Source organism: Variovorax ureilyticus (assembly GCF_050632185.1).
GTDB lineage: Bacteria > Pseudomonadota > Gammaproteobacteria > Burkholderiales > Burkholderiaceae_C > Variovorax > Variovorax ureilyticus_A.
The window spans coordinates 638,118-651,676 of the sequence record NZ_CP192579.1; the positions used below are offsets into that span (position 1 = coordinate 638,118).

Here is a 13,559-nt window from a genome sequence, read left to right on the forward strand (position 1 = left end):
GGCCGCATGAACCAACTCGATGCCCTCCGTCAATGGACCACCGTGGTAGCCGACACCGGTGATTTTCGCCAGCTCGCCCAATTCAAGCCGCGCGATGCGACGACCAATCCGTCGCTCATCCTGAAGGCGGTGCAGAAGCCGGAATACCGGCCGCTGCTCGACGAGGCGGTCCGCAAGCACGACGGAATGGCCATCGACGAGGTCATCGACCGCCTGCTGGTGCGCTTCGGCACCGAGATCCTTTCGATCATTCCCGGCCGCGTCTCCACCGAGGTGGATGCACGGCTGAGCTTCGATACCGAGGCGACGATCGCGCGCGCGGAGCGCATCGTGGCGCTGTACCGCGCCGAAGGCATCGACGTCGAGAACCGCGTGCTGATCAAGATCGCCTCCACCTGGGAGGGCATCGAGGCGGCTCGCCGGCTCGAGCAGAAGGGCATCCACTGCAACCTGACGCTGCTGTTCTCGTTCGCGCAGGCGGTGGCCTGCGGGGCGGCGGGGGTGCAGCTCATCTCGCCGTTCGTCGGGCGCATCTACGACTGGCACAAGAAGTCGGCCGGCAGCAGCTGGATCGAGGCGGAGAACGCCGGCGCCAACGATCCGGGCGTGAAGTCCGTGCGCACGATCTTCGACTACTACAAGAGGCACGGCATCCGGACCGAGGTCATGGGCGCGAGCTTCCGCAACGTGGGCCAGATCGCCGCCCTGGCCGGCAGCGACCTGCTGACCATCAGCCCTGAGCTTCTCTCGGAACTCGCCACCAGCGATGCGCCGCTCGTGCACGCACTGGACGCCGAAGCGGCGAAGCGCAAGGACATCGCGAAGGTCGACTTCGACGAGCCGGCATTCCGCTATACGCTGAACGAAGACGCCATGGCCACCGAGAAGCTCGCCGAAGGCATCCGCGCCTTCGCCGCCGACGCGGTGAAGCTCGAAAGACTCATGGGAGCCTGATATGCAACGCACCCGCGGAGACCGCACGGCCGCCTGGACATCGCTGCAGGCACACTACGAGGCGAGCGGCAAGGGTTTCGATCTGCGGCGGGCCTTCGCGGAAGATGCGAAGCGCTTCGAGGCGCTGAGCCAGTCGGCGCCCCATGTCTTCGCGGACCTGTCGAAGAACCTGATCGACGCCCGCACCGAGGCCTTGCTCATGGCACTGGCCCGCGAAGCCGGTCTCGAAGCGCATCGGGACGCGATGTTCGCTGGCGAGCACATCAATGCCACCGAGAACCGCGCGGTGCTCCATACGCTGCTGCGCACGCCACAAGGCGCCGCGGTGGATGCGAGCCTTGTGTCGGCGTTCAACGACGTGCAGGCGACCTTGACCGCGATGCTGGCCTTCGCCGAAGAGGTGCGCGCGGACCACACGATCACCGACGTGGTCAACATCGGCATCGGCGGCTCCGACCTCGGACCGCAGATGGCGGTGCTCGCGCTCGAAGCCGATGTCGCGCGGGGCAAGCGCTTCCACTTCGTCTCCAACATCGACGGCCATGAGCTCGACGGGGTGCTGCGCGGGCTGGCGCCGGAGCACACGCTGTTCCTGATCGCTTCGAAGACCTTCACCACCGCCGAGACAATGGCGAACGCGCGTTCCGCCAAGCGCTGGTTCGAGCAGTCGGGCAGCGTCGACATCGCGCGCCATTTCGCGGCGCTCACCACCAACGTCGAGGCGGCGCGCGAGTTCGGCATCGAGACCACCTTCGGCTTCTGGGACTGGGTCGGTGGGCGTTACTCGTTGTGGTCCGCGATCGGACTGCCGATTGCGCTGGCGATCGGCGCGGAGGGCTTCCGGCGTCTGCTGGCCGGTGCGCGTGCGATGGATGAACACTTCCTCACCGCGCCGCTCGAACAGAACCTGCCGGTGCGGCTCGGCTTGCTCGATGTCTGGTACCGGAACTTCCATCGCTTCACCAGCCGCTGCATCGCGCCGTATCACAGCTCGCTCAGACGTCTGCCGGCCTATCTGCAGCAGCTGGAAATGGAGAGCAATGGCAAGCAGGTGGACATGGATGGCAAGCCGGTATCGGCGGGCACGTCGCCGGTTCTCTGGGGCGAACCGGGCACCAATGGGCAGCACGCCTATTTTCAGATGTTGCACCAGGGCACGGATGTCATTCCGCTGGAGTTCATCGCGGTGCGCGATGCGGCCCACGACCTCGAAGGCCACCACCCCAAGCTGCTTGCGAACGCGCTGGCCCAGGCCCAGGCGCTGATGGTCGGGCAGGCAGATGCAGGCGGTTACAGGAACTTCCCGGGCAACCGGCCGAGCAGCTTCTTCGTGCTCGACAAGCTGACGCCGGAATCGCTCGGCGCCTTCATCGCGCTCTACGAGCATCGCGTGTTCACGAGCGGCTCGGTGTGGGGCATCAACAGCTTCGACCAGTGGGGCGTGGAGCTCGGCAAGGTGCTGGCCAGGGACATCGAGCCGCGGCTGGCTTCCGGCCATGTCGAGGGGCTGGACGCATCGACGGCGGGGCTGCTTCAGCGGCTGCGACCGCGCAGTTGACGCTCGTCATCAGCATTCGCAGCGCTGCTCGATATGATGGCCGCGGGGCTGTCCCGTGGGAATCACTGAGAGAGGAGTTGCTCATGAACTTTCAACAGGCCGTTCAGACCTGCTTTCGCAAGTACGTCGACTTTTCAGGCCGAGCATCGCGGCCGGAGTACTGGTGGTTCGTCCTGGCGTACGTGATCCTGTCGTTCGTTGCCCGCTTCATCAACGACTACCTCTACCTGCTGGTGGTGCTGGTCTTCCTGCTGCCGCTGCTGGCGGCAGGCGCGCGGCGTCTGCACGACGTGGGCAAGACGGCGTGGCTGCTGCTGATCGGCCTGGTTCCCGTCGTCGGCGGGCTGGTGCTCCTCTACTTCACGGTGCAGCCGAGCCAGACCGAATCCAACGCCTATGGGCCGCCGCCGCAGCAGCCGCAGCCGGCGGGCGTCTGAGCTTCAGGCACCGGTGCCCACCAGCACCGGTTTCGCGCGATAGCGATCCGGAAACACCCGTTTCAGGTTGTCAACCTTCGGCAGATCGTTGTACGAGATGTATGGGTGGTCCGGGTTTCGGGTCATGAAGTCCTGGTGATAGGCCTCGGCAGGGTAGAAGGCCTTGAGCGGTTCGACCGTGGTGGCGATCGACTTGCCGAACACCTTCGCGCGGTCGAGCTGCGCGATGTAGGCCTTGGCGATGCGCGTCTGCTCGGGGTTCGAGGGAAAGATCGTCGAGCGGTACTGCATGCCGACGTCCGGTCCTTGCCGGTTCAGCTCGGTCGGGTCGTGGGCGACCGAGAAATAGATCTGCAGGATCTGCCCATAGCTGATCTGCTTCGGATCGAAGGTGATGCGGACCGATTCCGCATGGCCCGTGTGGCCCATGCCGACCATGTCGTAGTGGGCGGTGCCGGCCTCGCCGCCGGCATAGCCCGACACCGCGTTGGTGACGCCCTTGACGTGCTGGAACACGCCCTGCACGCCCCAGAAACAGCCTCCAGCGAGGACGGCTGTCTCCGATGTCGATGCATTGGCCGCGACCGCGTCGTCCGCCGGCGGCGGGATCACGACCGCCTTTTCGGTCGCAAGCACGGCGCCTGAAGGGCAGAACGCCAGCGCGGCAACAAGTGCCAGTGCGAGGATCGCCGGCCGGCGAGAGGTGACGCCTACGGCGGGGGATTCGATGTGAGTGTTCATCGCCTGTCTCCTGAGTGCCCAGTGTGAGCGCTTTCCAGAAACCATGGGCGAAAAAAACCTCGCGGCTTTCGCTGCGAGGTTTTTCGTTGGCTGGAAGCCGGGCGTGAATTACATGCCCATGCCGCCCATGCCACCCATGCCGCCCATGTCGGGCATGCCGCCGCCGGCAGCGGCTTCTTCCTTCGGTGCTTCGGCGACCATGGCTTCGGTCGTCAGCAGCAGGGAAGCGACCGAGGCAGCGTTCTGCAGAGCGGTGCGGGTGACCTTCGTCGGGTCCAGGATGCCCAGTTCGAGCATGTCGCCGTAGGTGTCGTTGGCGGCGTTAAAGCCGTAGTTGCCCTTGCCGGCCAACACAGCGTTCACGACCACCGAGGCTTCGCCGCCGGCGTTGTTCACGATCTCACGCAGGGGCGCTTCGATCGCCTTCAGCACCAGCTTGATGCCGGCGTCCTGATCGACGTTGTCGCCCTTGACCTTGTCGCCCACGGCTTGCTTGGCACGCAGCAGAGCCACGCCGCCGCCAGCCACGACGCCTTCTTCCACTGCGGCGCGGGTAGCGTGCAGGGCGTCTTCGACGCGCGCCTTCTTTTCCTTCATTTCGACTTCGGTGGCGGCGCCGACCTTGATCACTGCCACACCGCCGGCCAGCTTGGCCACGCGCTCTTGCAGCTTTTCGCGGTCGTAGTCGCTGGTGGCTTCTTCGATCTGCACGCGGATCTGCTTCACGCGGGCTTCGATGTCGGCGTTGGCACCGGCGCCGTCGATGATGATGGTGTTTTCCTTGCCCACTTCGATGCGCTTGGCCCGGCCGAGGTCAGCCAGCGTCACCTTCTCGAGGGTCAGGCCGACTTCTTCGGCGATGACCTTGCCGCCCGTCAGGATGGCGATGTCTTCGAGCATGGCCTTGCGGCGGTCGCCGAAGCCGGGCGCCTTGACGGCCACGACCTTCAGGATGCCGCGGATCGTGTTGACCACCAGCGTCGCGAGGGCTTCGCCTTCGACTTCTTCGGCAATGATCAGCAGCGGACGGCCAGCCTTGGCGACTTGTTCCAGCGTCGGCAGCAGGTCGCGGATGTTGCTGATCTTCTTGTCGAACAGCAGCACGAACGGGTTCTCGAGGATCGCGCTTTGCTTTTCGGGGTTGTTGATGAAGTAGGGCGACAGGTAGCCGCGGTCGAACTGCATGCCTTCGACGACGTCGAGTTCGCTGTCGAGCGACTTGCCGTCTTCGACGGTGATGACGCCTTCCTTGCCGACCTTGTCCATCGCGTCAGCGATGATCTTGCCGATGGTTTCGTCGCTGTTGGCCGAGATCGAGCCGACTTGCGCGATTTCCTTCGAGGTCGTGGTGGCCTTCGAAGCCTTCTTCAGCTCTTCCACCAGGGCTGCGACAGCCTTGTCGATGCCGCGCTTCAGGTCCATCGGGTTGATGCCGGCGGCCACGTACTTGAAGCCTTCGCGAACGATGGCCTGGGCCAGCACGGTCGCGGTGGTGGTGCCGTCACCGGCGTTGTCCGAGGTCTTCGAGGCCACTTCCTTCACGAGCTGGGCGCCCATGTTCTGGAACTTGTCCTTGAGTTCGATTTCCTTGGCGACCGACACGCCGTCCTTGGTCACGGTGGGGGCGCCGAAGGAGCGCTCGAGCACCACGTTGCGGCCCTTGGGACCGAGGGTGACCTTGACTGCGTTGGCGAGGATGTTCACGCCTTCGACCATGCGGGCGCGGGCTTCGCCGCCGAAGACTACGTCTTTTGCTGCCATGTGATTTCTCCGAGATTCAGTTTGTGTGGGGGATGAAGGAGGAAGGGATTACTTCTCGACGACTGCGAAGAGGTCGTCTTCCTTCATGACCAGGAGTTCGTCGCCGTCGACCTTGACGGTCTGGCCGCTGTACTTGCCGAAGAGGACGCGGTCGCCGACCTTGACGCTCATCGCGCTCAGTTCACCCTTGTCGTTCTTCTTGCCCGGGCCGACGGCCAGGACTTCGCCTTGATCCGGCTTCTCGGCCGCGTTGTCGGGGATCACGATGCCCGAGGCGGTCTTGGTTTCGCTTTCAATGCGCTTGACGATCACGCGATCGGCCAAAGGACGAAGTTTCATTGCATCTCCTGATAAGAAACGGGGGTTGGGTTCGATGCCCGGCACCAGGCCTGCACCGCATTGTCGAGAGCGCCGTGGTTGTTAGCACTCAACTTCAACGAGTGCTAATCATAAGGGTGTTTTGTGTCGTTTCAAGGGCGGCGCGACCACGTTTCCGAAGCTGCTTGGCCGGAGTGCAGGTTCTTGAATCAGGGTTTTCCCGGGCTCGTCGCCGGCAGTTCGGGCGCGGTGGGGTCGTGTTCCGGGTCCAACTGCAGCAGCCGGGGCTCCATCGACACCCGCTCGGCTTCGACATGGCTGAATTCCTGATCGCCCGAGACGAAGCGCATTTCGTAGGTTCCAAGCTTGATCGTGTCGTCGTGAACGAGCATCTGACTCTGGACGCGGTGGTCGTTGACGTAGGTCCCGTTGCGGCTGCCGAGGTCCCGGATGGTGACGAACGCCGGTTCGACCGTGATCACCGCGTGGACGCGGCTCGCCTGCGGGGAATCGATGACGATGTCGTTTTTGGGGCTCCGGCCGAGGGTGTTCTCGTCGGGCTTGAGCGTGATCGGCGTGGTTTCGCCGGAAGCCGTCGTCAGCATCAATTGCGGCATGTCGGGACTTTGGATGGGGCGGCGCTAATTCTTTTTCTCCCTCGCTTGTTCTTTCCGCCGATGATTTCACAGCCCGGGTTGCCTATGCACGTGGTGGGTTATGTCGCTCCGGCAAATGGGGGCCGCCTCAGTTCGGCGTCCTGTGTCGGGGCCGCCTGAGATAGGCATCGCGCACGATCAGCGCCATCGTCTCCACCGGCGTGAAGACCAGCGAGGCCCCCGCGAACACGGCGAGGCAGAAGTCGCCGAACATGAAGACCGGCTGCGGGTCCGGCAGTTCGAGAAATGGGCTGAGCACGACGGCGTGGATCACGAAGAGCAACAGGTTGGTCACGACCGCGGCAACCAGGAGCCGGCTGCGGAACATCGCGGAACAGATCAGCGCCTGCACAGTGGCGGCCGCCAGGAGCGCCATCCCCATCGGATACCCCGCCGCGTAGGCTTGCAAGCCCAAGGCCGCGAGGAGGAGCGACGCGGCGGCGAGCAGCGCCGACCTGCGGCGTACCGAGGCCATGGCGGCGCCAGGCCGCGGGGGTCTCATCAGCGGTGCGGCGCGCCGCGAATGGCGTCGGTGGATCGGACCAGTTGAAGCCGCAGTTCCCGCGCGAGTTCCGAGGCGCTCCAGGGATTGGCATGGTCCACGAGCCAGCCGCACATCAACACCATCCCGAGTACGCCCAGCGTGTAGAGGTCAGTTTCCATGATCCGCATCCCTAACGATTCCGATGCCGGCAGTCTGCTTGGGGCCGGCGGGATTGGAAATCGGCCAATCGACCGGTGTTGTCGACCGACGGCCTACAGCTTTTGTCATCGCGCACCAGGCCGGGGTACGTGGTTGATGTGTGGCTCATGCTCTGGCTGCGCCGCCTTTGCGGAGTGCCTTGGCGCGTTCTTTCTGGACTTCCTTCAGGCGCTCGATCTGGGCCGGACAGTCGGACTGTGCGCCGATCAGCACCACCGGGTTGCGCCGCAGCGCGGTCACGCTCTTTTCGACTTGCGCGGGGTCGCGGTGCCGGGTGACCAGGCCGGCGGCCACCGCGGCCTTCGATTGCTTGTAGAAGGACTTCTCGAAAGCGGGAGTTCCGCAACGGGCGGCGATCACGCGCAAGTCGGCTTCGCGCTGTTCTCCCGATTCGGCGGAGACGGCGGCTTCGCTCGGCGTTTGAGCATGCGCCAGCCAAGGCCCACCGGCGGCGGCCATCGACAGGCACGCGACGATCACGAAACGCGCATCCATGAGAAACCTCGCATTCGCTGAAGAAGCGTCTGCGCGGTGAGAGTGCGTTTCGGCCAAGGTAGTTGCGAGCGCCTGGCCGTTCGATCGACAAAAGACGCCGGATACCGCGTCGATGTCGCCGGCGCTGCGGGCCACGGTGCTAGAGCAGGTCGGTGGGCACGAACCACGAGAACAGCAGCAGCTTCAGCTGCACCAGCGCATTGGCGTCCGGCTCCTCGTCGAGCACGATGTTCTCGCCGTCCGTCGTCACCCACTGGATCGAATCCGTGCACTGGCTTCAGGCGGACTTCGTACACGCTTTCGACGTTGTCGATCTGAAAGGCTTCGAGCAGCCGGTGCGCGACATCGTAGCTGTCCAGGCGCACGCCGAGTTCGGTGTTGAGGTAGGCCGAGCGCGGATCGAAGTTCAGCGAGCCGACGAGCGCCCATTCGCGGTCGATCAGCGCGAGCTTGGCATGGAGCGCCCCGCGCGACTCGCGGAAGATCTTGCGCAGGTTCAGGCTGCGCTTCATCTGCTCCGAGCTCACCTCGTAGAGCGATATGCCGAGCTTGAGCATCTGGACGCGGAAGCGGTTGTAGTTGATGTTGACGAGCGGTTCGTCGGTGTCGGCCAGCGAGTTCGTCGCGACCGTGATGCGGACGCCGCGTGCGCGAAGCTGCGCGAAGTGGTTCATGCCCTCCTCGCCGGGGATGAAGTAGGGCGAGATGATGTTGATCTCCGACCGTGCGTGGTCGAGCTGCGCGCGCATGCGCTCGGCCACGGTCGGTGGGCGGCGCCGGTGCGGGTCGTCGCTGTCCGTGTCGACCAGCGCCTTGTCGGGCGAATCCGCGATCGCGGCGGCTCGCGTCGGACTCAGGTCCAGCTTGCCTTGCGCGATGGCGGTGCTCACGGGTGGTTCGCCGAACATGTCGGATTCCGGCGGGTCGGGTGGCGGGGGTGCTTGCGCCGCGGGAGCGATTGCGTCGAACCGTCTGCGCAACTCGTCGGGCGGCCTGGTGCTCTGCACGATATCGTGCAAGGGGAACACGACTTCGCTGTTCCAGTAGTTGTCGAAGATCGTCTGAAGTTCGGCCACGACCGGCCCCGCCAGCATCGCGTCGAGGTCGATGAAGTTGGCGCCGCTCGCGCGCAGGAAGTACTCGTCCGCAAGGTTCCGGCCTCCGACCACCGCCAGGGCGCCGTCGGCGATGAACAGCTTGTTGTGCATCCGGTGGTTGAGACGGTGGAAGTCGGTAGCGAAGCTCAGCCAGCGCGTCGCGGCGTGCTCCCTGCCGGCCGCGAACGGGTTGAACAGGCGGATCTCGACGTTCGGGTGGGCCGCGAGGCCCAGCAGCATCGGATCGAGTCCGGTGGTGTAGAAGTCGTCGAGCAAGAGCCGCACCCGCACGCCGCGCGCGGCGGCGTCACGGAGTTCGCGTGCGATCAGCTTGCCGGTCTTGTCGTTGCCGAGCAGGTAATACTGCAGATCGAGCGACGACCGGGCCCGGCGGATGAGCGCGAGCCGGGCATCGAGCGCAAAGGCGGCCTGCGGCAGGACCCGAGCGCCGGACATGCCGTCGGGGTCGTATCGGAATCCCGCGGTGAGCCGGCCCAGCTCGGTCCCCTCCGACGGCGGAAGCCCCGGCGCGTACGGCGTGACCGTGCGCGGTGGAGCGCTCGCGCAAGCCGTGAGCAGGCAGGCCAGCGCGAACACGAAACACCGAAAAAGTGGAAATAGCCGGAGGATAAGTTGGGGCATGGCTCGCCGAAAAGGCTTGGCGCGACGATCGTAGCCGGCCGGCCGAGTGGACGCAGTACGTCGGCGCCGGCCCGCGCTCGCGGCGCCTCCTAGGGTCAGTCCCCCCATTGCGACGCGGTGCATCACCGCAGAATCGCGGCGATGAAAAAAACCGTCGTCGCCTGGGCCTGCGTGCTGTTCGCGGCATCGCCCACGCTTCGTGCGCAGGTGGCCGCGCCGACGCTGAGCGAAGTCACGGTGTCCACGCCGCGCGGCCCGGCACCCGCTTTCGACGTGGCGGGCTCGGTCGACCGCGTGGAAGGCGATGACATCCGCAACAGCCGTCTTGGCGTGAACCTGTCCGAAGGCCTGGGCCCGGTGCCGGGGTTGCAGATCCAGAACCGGCAGAACTACGCGCAGGACCTGCAACTGTCGATTCGCGGCTTCGGCGCGCGCTCGACGTTCGGCGTCCGCGGCGTGCGGCTCTATGTCGACGGCATTCCCGCGACCATGCCCGACGGCCAGGGGCAGACTTCCAACATCGACATCGGCTCGCTCGATCGCGTCGAGGTGATGCGCGGGCCTTTTTCCGCGCTCTACGGCAACTCGTCAGGCGGCGTGGTGCAGTCGTTCACCGAGACGGGCGAGGGGCCGCCGCGGCTGGGCTTCTCGATGGCGGGCGGCAGCTTCGGCACCAGCCGGATCAGCTCGCAGGTGAGCGGCTCGTCCGGCGCGGTGGACTACCTGCTGAGCGGAAGTCATTTCTCCACCGACGGCTGGCGCGACCACAGCGAAGCGCGGCGCAACATCGTCAACGGCAAGATGGGCTTCGCGCTCGACGATGGAAGCCGGCTCACGCTGATCGTGAACAGCGTGAACATCAATGCGCAGGACCCGCTCGGCCTCACGGCCGATCAGTACGCATTGAATCCGCGCAGCGCCACGATCGCGACGCAGTTCAACACCCGCAAGACCGTGGACCAGACGCAAGGCGGCCTGCTGTACGAGCGCCGCATCGATTCGGCCAATGCGCTGCGGCTGATGCTCTACACCGGGGAGCGCAAGACCACGCAGTTCCAGGCCATCCCGCCGTCGGCGCAAGTGAGCCCGACGAGCGCCGGCGGCGTGATCGGCCTTCAGCGCGACTATGGCGGTGCCGATGTGCGATGGACCTCGCGGATGACGCTGGCCGATCGTCCCCTCGAGATCGTCGCGGGCCTCGGCTACGACGACCTGCGCGAGCACCGCACCGGCTACGAGAACTACATCGGCAGCGCCCTGAACCCGATCCTCGGCGTGCAGGGCCGCCTGCGGCGCAACGAGATCAACAAGGTCTACAACGTCGACCCTTATGCGCAAGCCAACTGGAAGTTCGCCGACCAGTGGACGCTCGAAGTCGGCGTGCGCCGCAGCAAGGTCGATTTCGATTCGCAGGATCACTACATCGTGGGCGCGAATCGCGACGACAGCGGCAGCGCGCGCTATGAGAAGACGCTCCCGGTGGCCTCCCTGCGTTATGAGGCCACGCGCGATCTGGCGTTCTACACCTCGGTGGGGCGCGGTTTCGAGACGCCGACGCTCAACGAGCTTTCCTATCGTCCGGATGGCCGCAGCGGCCTCAATTTCGCGTTGCAACCCGCGACCAATGACAGCTTCGAGGTCGGCGCCAAGGCGCGTCTCGCCGGCGGCCTGCTGACCGCCGCGGTATTCGAAACCCGCACCCAGGACGAGATCGTGACCGCCACCAACGTCGGCGGCCGCGCCACCTACCAGAATGCCGGCCGCACCAAGCGCGACGGCTTTGAACTGGCCTGGCAGCACGAAACCGAGAACCACTGGCGCACCCAGCTTGCCTACACCTGGCTCGACGCCCGCTACAGCGACCCGTTCTGCGGGACGCTGCCCTGCGCCGTCAGCAGCTTCGTGCCGGGCGGCAATCGGATCCCCGGCATCGCGTCGCAGACGCTTTTCGCCTCCTATGGCTGGGTGCCGCCGGAGGGGTGGCGTGCCGGCACCGAACTGCGCGCCGCCTCCAGCCTCGAAGCCAATGATCGCAACACGGTCAGCGCGCCGGGCTATGGTGTGGTGGCGCTGTTCGCCGGCTATGTGAAGCGCTGGGATCGCTGGGAGTTCAATGGCTTTGCGCGTGTCGACAATCTGTTCGACAAGCGCTACATCGGCTCGGTCATCGTGAACGAGGGCAATGCCCGCTACTTCGAGCCGGCGCCAGGGCGTAACTGGACGGTCGGGATGAGCGGGGCCTATCGTTTCTGAGTTCCGGCCACGAGGAGTTCGGATGCAATTCAAGGATCGGCGTGATGCGGGCCGCCGGCTCGCCAAGGCGCTCGCCGTCTGGCGAGGGCGGCCTGATGTGCTGGTGCTGGGCCTGCCGCGTGGCGGCGTGCCGGTGGCGTGGGAAGTGGCGCAGGCGCTCGGTGTGCCGCTCGACGTGCTCGTGGTCCGCAAGCTGGGCTTCCCGGGCCAGGAAGAGTTCGCGATGGGCGCCATCGCGTCCGGCGGCATTCGCGTGATGAGCGAGCCGGAGGGCGCCTGGCCGGTATCGGAGCGGGAGCTCGAGGCCGTCGTCGCGCGCGAACAGGCCGAGCTGCTGCGGCGCGAGCAACGCTATCGCGCAGGTCGTCCGCCGCTCGAAATGGCCGGACGGACTCTGATCGTTGTCGATGACGGCCCGGCCACCGGCGCGACGATGAGCGCCGCGGTGAAGGCGGCGCGAGCGGCCAACCCGAAGCGGATCGTGGTCGCGGTGCCCGTCGCCTCGGCCGAGGCCGTCCAGGGCGTGGGCGCGCTGGCCGACGAGGTGGTCTGCCTCTTCACGCCCGAGTACTTTCGCGCGGTGGGGCTGTGGTACGAGAACTTCGGCCAGACGAGCGACGAAGAGGTGGACAAGCTGCTGTCCGGCAGCGCCTGAGCCTCCATGAAAAAGCCTGCGAATGCTGGAGCATCCGCAGGCTTCGATGGAGGCCCGGCGTTGATCGCGTCAGAGGCCGGCGGCGGCGCGCAGGGTCGCGGCCTTGTCGGTGCGCTCCCAGGTGAACTCGGGCTCCTCGCGGCCGAAGTGGCCGTACGCGGCGGTCTTGCTGTAGATCGGGCGCAGCAGGTCGAGCATCTGGATGATGCCCTTCGGGCGCAGGTCGAAGTGCTCCTGCACCAGTTCGGCGATCTTTTCGTCGGAAATGACGCCCGTGCCTTCGGTGTAGACGGTCACGTTCATCGGGCGGGCCACGCCGATCGCGTAGGCGACCTGGATCTGGCACTGGCGTGCGAGGCCCGCGGCGACGATGTTCTTGGCCACGTAGCGCGCAGCGTAGGCGGCCGAGCGGTCCACCTTGCTCGGGTCCTTGCCGGAGAACGCGCCGCCGCCGTGCGGGCAGGCGCCGCCGTAGGTGTCGACGATGATCTTGCGGCCGGTGAGGCCGCAATCGCCCTGGGGGCCGCCGATGACGAAGCGGCCGGTCGGGTTGATCAGGTACTTGGTTTCCTTCAGCCACTCTTTCGGGAGCACCGGCTTGATGATTTCCTCGATGACGGCCTCGATGAACGAGGACTTCATCTTGGTCGGCGTCTCGCTCTGGTCGGGATGGTGCTGCGTCGAGAGCACGACGGTGTCGATGCTGTGCGGCTTGCCGTTGACGTAGCGCATCGTGACCTGGCTCTTGGCATCGGGGCGCAGGAACGGCAGGCGGCCATCCTTGCGCAACTGGGCACTGGCGCTCGACGAGGCGGTGCGCGTAGTAGATCGGCGCCGGCATCAGCTCGGGCGTCTCGTCGCAGGCGTAACCGAACATCAGGCCCTGGTCGCCGGCGCCGGTGTTCAGGTGGTCGTCGCTCGCGTGGTCCACGCCCTGGGCGATGTCGTTGGACTGCTTGTCGTAGCCGACCAGGACCGCGCAGCCCTTGTAGTCGATGCCGTAGTCGGTGTTGTCGTAGCCGATGCGCTTGATGGTGTCGCGCGCGACCTGGATGTAGTCGACATGCGCGTTGGTCGTGATCTCGCCGGCCAGGACGACGAGGCCGGTGTTGGTCAGCGTCTCCGCGGCGACGCGCGAGCGGGGGTCCTGGGCAAAGATCGCGTCGAGGATCGCGTCCGAGATCTGGTCGGCGACCTTGTCGGGATGGCCTTCGGAAACCGATTCGGAGGTGAAGAGAAAGTCGTTCGCCATTTGAATAAACTCCACGTCAGTTGGTTGGCGCGTTGCC

The 13,559-nt window shown here is 65.8% G+C and carries 13 protein-coding genes and 1 pseudogene; 5 read left to right on the forward strand and 9 right to left on the reverse strand.

Annotated features, from left to right (window positions below; translation table 11 throughout):
- Positions 1–6: 6 nt before the first annotated feature.
- The 3 genes from tal (at position 7) to ACQ858_RS03005 (ending at position 2,949) form a co-directional block, all read left to right on the forward strand.
- The gene (gene tal, locus ACQ858_RS02995; RefSeq protein ID WP_431275354.1) at positions 7–954 is read left to right on the forward strand and encodes a transaldolase; all 948 of its coding nucleotides are present in this window, start codon (positions 7–9) and stop codon (positions 952–954) included.
- A gap of 1 nt (position 955) precedes the next feature.
- Positions 956–2,512: a glucose-6-phosphate isomerase gene (gene pgi / locus ACQ858_RS03000; protein ID WP_431275355.1), complete on the forward strand. Its 1,557-nt coding sequence runs from the start codon at positions 956–958 to the stop codon at positions 2,510–2,512.
- Between the two features lie 83 nt (positions 2,513–2,595).
- Positions 2,596–2,949 (forward strand): DUF805 domain-containing protein, encoded by a 354-nt coding sequence (locus ACQ858_RS03005; RefSeq protein WP_431275356.1) that lies wholly within the window; start codon positions 2,596–2,598, stop codon positions 2,947–2,949.
- Positions 2,950–2,952: 3 nt separating this feature from the next.
- Here ACQ858_RS03005 and msrA read toward each other — a convergent pair whose 3' ends face one another.
- From msrA to ACQ858_RS03045, 8 genes are all read right to left on the reverse strand, one after another.
- A complete protein-coding gene (gene msrA, locus ACQ858_RS03010) occupies positions 2,953–3,690 on the reverse strand; it encodes a peptide-methionine (S)-S-oxide reductase MsrA (protein WP_431275357.1) in 738 nt (245 codons plus the stop codon).
- Positions 3,691–3,798: 108 nt separating this feature from the next.
- Positions 3,799–5,451 carry a chaperonin GroEL gene (gene groL / locus ACQ858_RS03015; protein WP_431275358.1) on the reverse strand — a complete coding sequence of 551 codons (1,653 nt, stop codon included), beginning with the start codon at positions 5,449–5,451 and terminating at the stop codon, positions 3,799–3,801.
- Between the two features lie 48 nt (positions 5,452–5,499).
- Entirely contained in the window at positions 5,500–5,790 is a 291-nt protein-coding gene (gene groES / locus ACQ858_RS03020; protein WP_340359119.1) for a co-chaperone GroES, read from the reverse strand.
- Between the two features lie 188 nt (positions 5,791–5,978).
- Positions 5,979–6,386, reverse strand: coding sequence for an FHA domain-containing protein (locus ACQ858_RS03025; RefSeq protein WP_431275359.1), 408 nt, complete (start codon positions 6,384–6,386; stop codon positions 5,979–5,981).
- Positions 6,387–6,513: 127 nt separating this feature from the next.
- Positions 6,514–6,900, reverse strand: a complete 387-nt coding sequence (locus ACQ858_RS03030; RefSeq protein WP_431275360.1) for a hypothetical protein — start codon at positions 6,898–6,900, stop codon at positions 6,514–6,516.
- Positions 6,901–6,926: 26 nt separating this feature from the next.
- Positions 6,927–7,088: a hypothetical protein gene (locus ACQ858_RS03035; protein WP_431275361.1), complete on the reverse strand. Its 162-nt coding sequence runs from the start codon at positions 7,086–7,088 to the stop codon at positions 6,927–6,929.
- Between the two features lie 145 nt (positions 7,089–7,233).
- Positions 7,234–7,623: a hypothetical protein gene (locus tag ACQ858_RS03040; protein ID WP_431275362.1), complete on the reverse strand. Its 390-nt coding sequence runs from the start codon at positions 7,621–7,623 to the stop codon at positions 7,234–7,236.
- Positions 7,605–9,317 (reverse strand): phospholipase D family protein, encoded by a 1,713-nt coding sequence (locus tag ACQ858_RS03045; protein ID WP_431275363.1) that lies wholly within the window; start codon positions 9,315–9,317, stop codon positions 7,605–7,607. The genes ACQ858_RS03040 and ACQ858_RS03045 overlap by 19 nt, the downstream gene beginning before the upstream one ends.
- Before the next feature lie 186 nt (positions 9,318–9,503).
- Between ACQ858_RS03045 and ACQ858_RS03050 the strand changes: the two genes are divergently transcribed.
- Both ACQ858_RS03050 and ACQ858_RS03055 read left to right on the forward strand, forming a co-directional pair.
- The gene (locus ACQ858_RS03050; RefSeq protein ID WP_431275364.1) at positions 9,504–11,615 is read left to right on the forward strand and encodes a TonB-dependent receptor domain-containing protein; all 2,112 of its coding nucleotides are present in this window, start codon (positions 9,504–9,506) and stop codon (positions 11,613–11,615) included.
- A gap of 22 nt (positions 11,616–11,637) precedes the next feature.
- Entirely contained in the window at positions 11,638–12,270 is a 633-nt protein-coding gene (locus ACQ858_RS03055) for a phosphoribosyltransferase (protein ID WP_431275365.1), read from the forward strand.
- A 69-nt stretch (positions 12,271–12,339) separates the two neighbouring features.
- On the opposite strand, the pseudogene metK reads toward ACQ858_RS03055, so the two are convergent.
- Positions 12,340–13,522: pseudogene (metK, locus tag ACQ858_RS03060) on the reverse strand (methionine adenosyltransferase).
- Positions 13,523–13,559 lie beyond the last annotated feature (37 nt).

Excerpts from the sequence above, each read along its gene's own strand:
- tal (WP_431275354.1), top strand. The coding sequence starts at position 7 with ATGAACCAACTCGATGCCCTCCGTCAATGGACCACCGTGGTAGCCGAC.
- pgi (WP_431275355.1), top strand. The coding sequence starts at position 956 with ATGCAACGCACCCGCGGAGACCGCACGGCCGCCTGGACATCGCTGCAG.
- ACQ858_RS03005 (WP_431275356.1), top strand. The coding sequence starts at position 2,596 with ATGAACTTTCAACAGGCCGTTCAGACCTGCTTTCGCAAGTACGTCGAC.
- msrA (WP_431275357.1), bottom strand. The coding sequence starts at position 3,690 with ATGAACACTCACATCGAATCCCCCGCCGTAGGCGTCACCTCTCGCCGG.
- groL (WP_431275358.1), bottom strand. The coding sequence starts at position 5,451 with ATGGCAGCAAAAGACGTAGTCTTCGGCGGCGAAGCCCGCGCCCGCATG.
- groES (WP_340359119.1), bottom strand. The coding sequence starts at position 5,790 with ATGAAACTTCGTCCTTTGGCCGATCGCGTGATCGTCAAGCGCATTGAA.
- ACQ858_RS03025 (WP_431275359.1), bottom strand. The coding sequence starts at position 6,386 with ATGCCGCAATTGATGCTGACGACGGCTTCCGGCGAAACCACGCCGATC.
- ACQ858_RS03030 (WP_431275360.1), bottom strand. The coding sequence starts at position 6,900 with ATGGCCTCGGTACGCCGCAGGTCGGCGCTGCTCGCCGCCGCGTCGCTC.
- ACQ858_RS03035 (WP_431275361.1), bottom strand. The coding sequence starts at position 7,088 with ATGGAAACTGACCTCTACACGCTGGGCGTACTCGGGATGGTGTTGATG.
- ACQ858_RS03040 (WP_431275362.1), bottom strand. The coding sequence starts at position 7,623 with ATGGATGCGCGTTTCGTGATCGTCGCGTGCCTGTCGATGGCCGCCGCC.
- ACQ858_RS03050 (WP_431275364.1), top strand. The coding sequence starts at position 9,504 with ATGAAAAAAACCGTCGTCGCCTGGGCCTGCGTGCTGTTCGCGGCATCG.
- ACQ858_RS03055 (WP_431275365.1), top strand. The coding sequence starts at position 11,638 with ATGCAATTCAAGGATCGGCGTGATGCGGGCCGCCGGCTCGCCAAGGCG.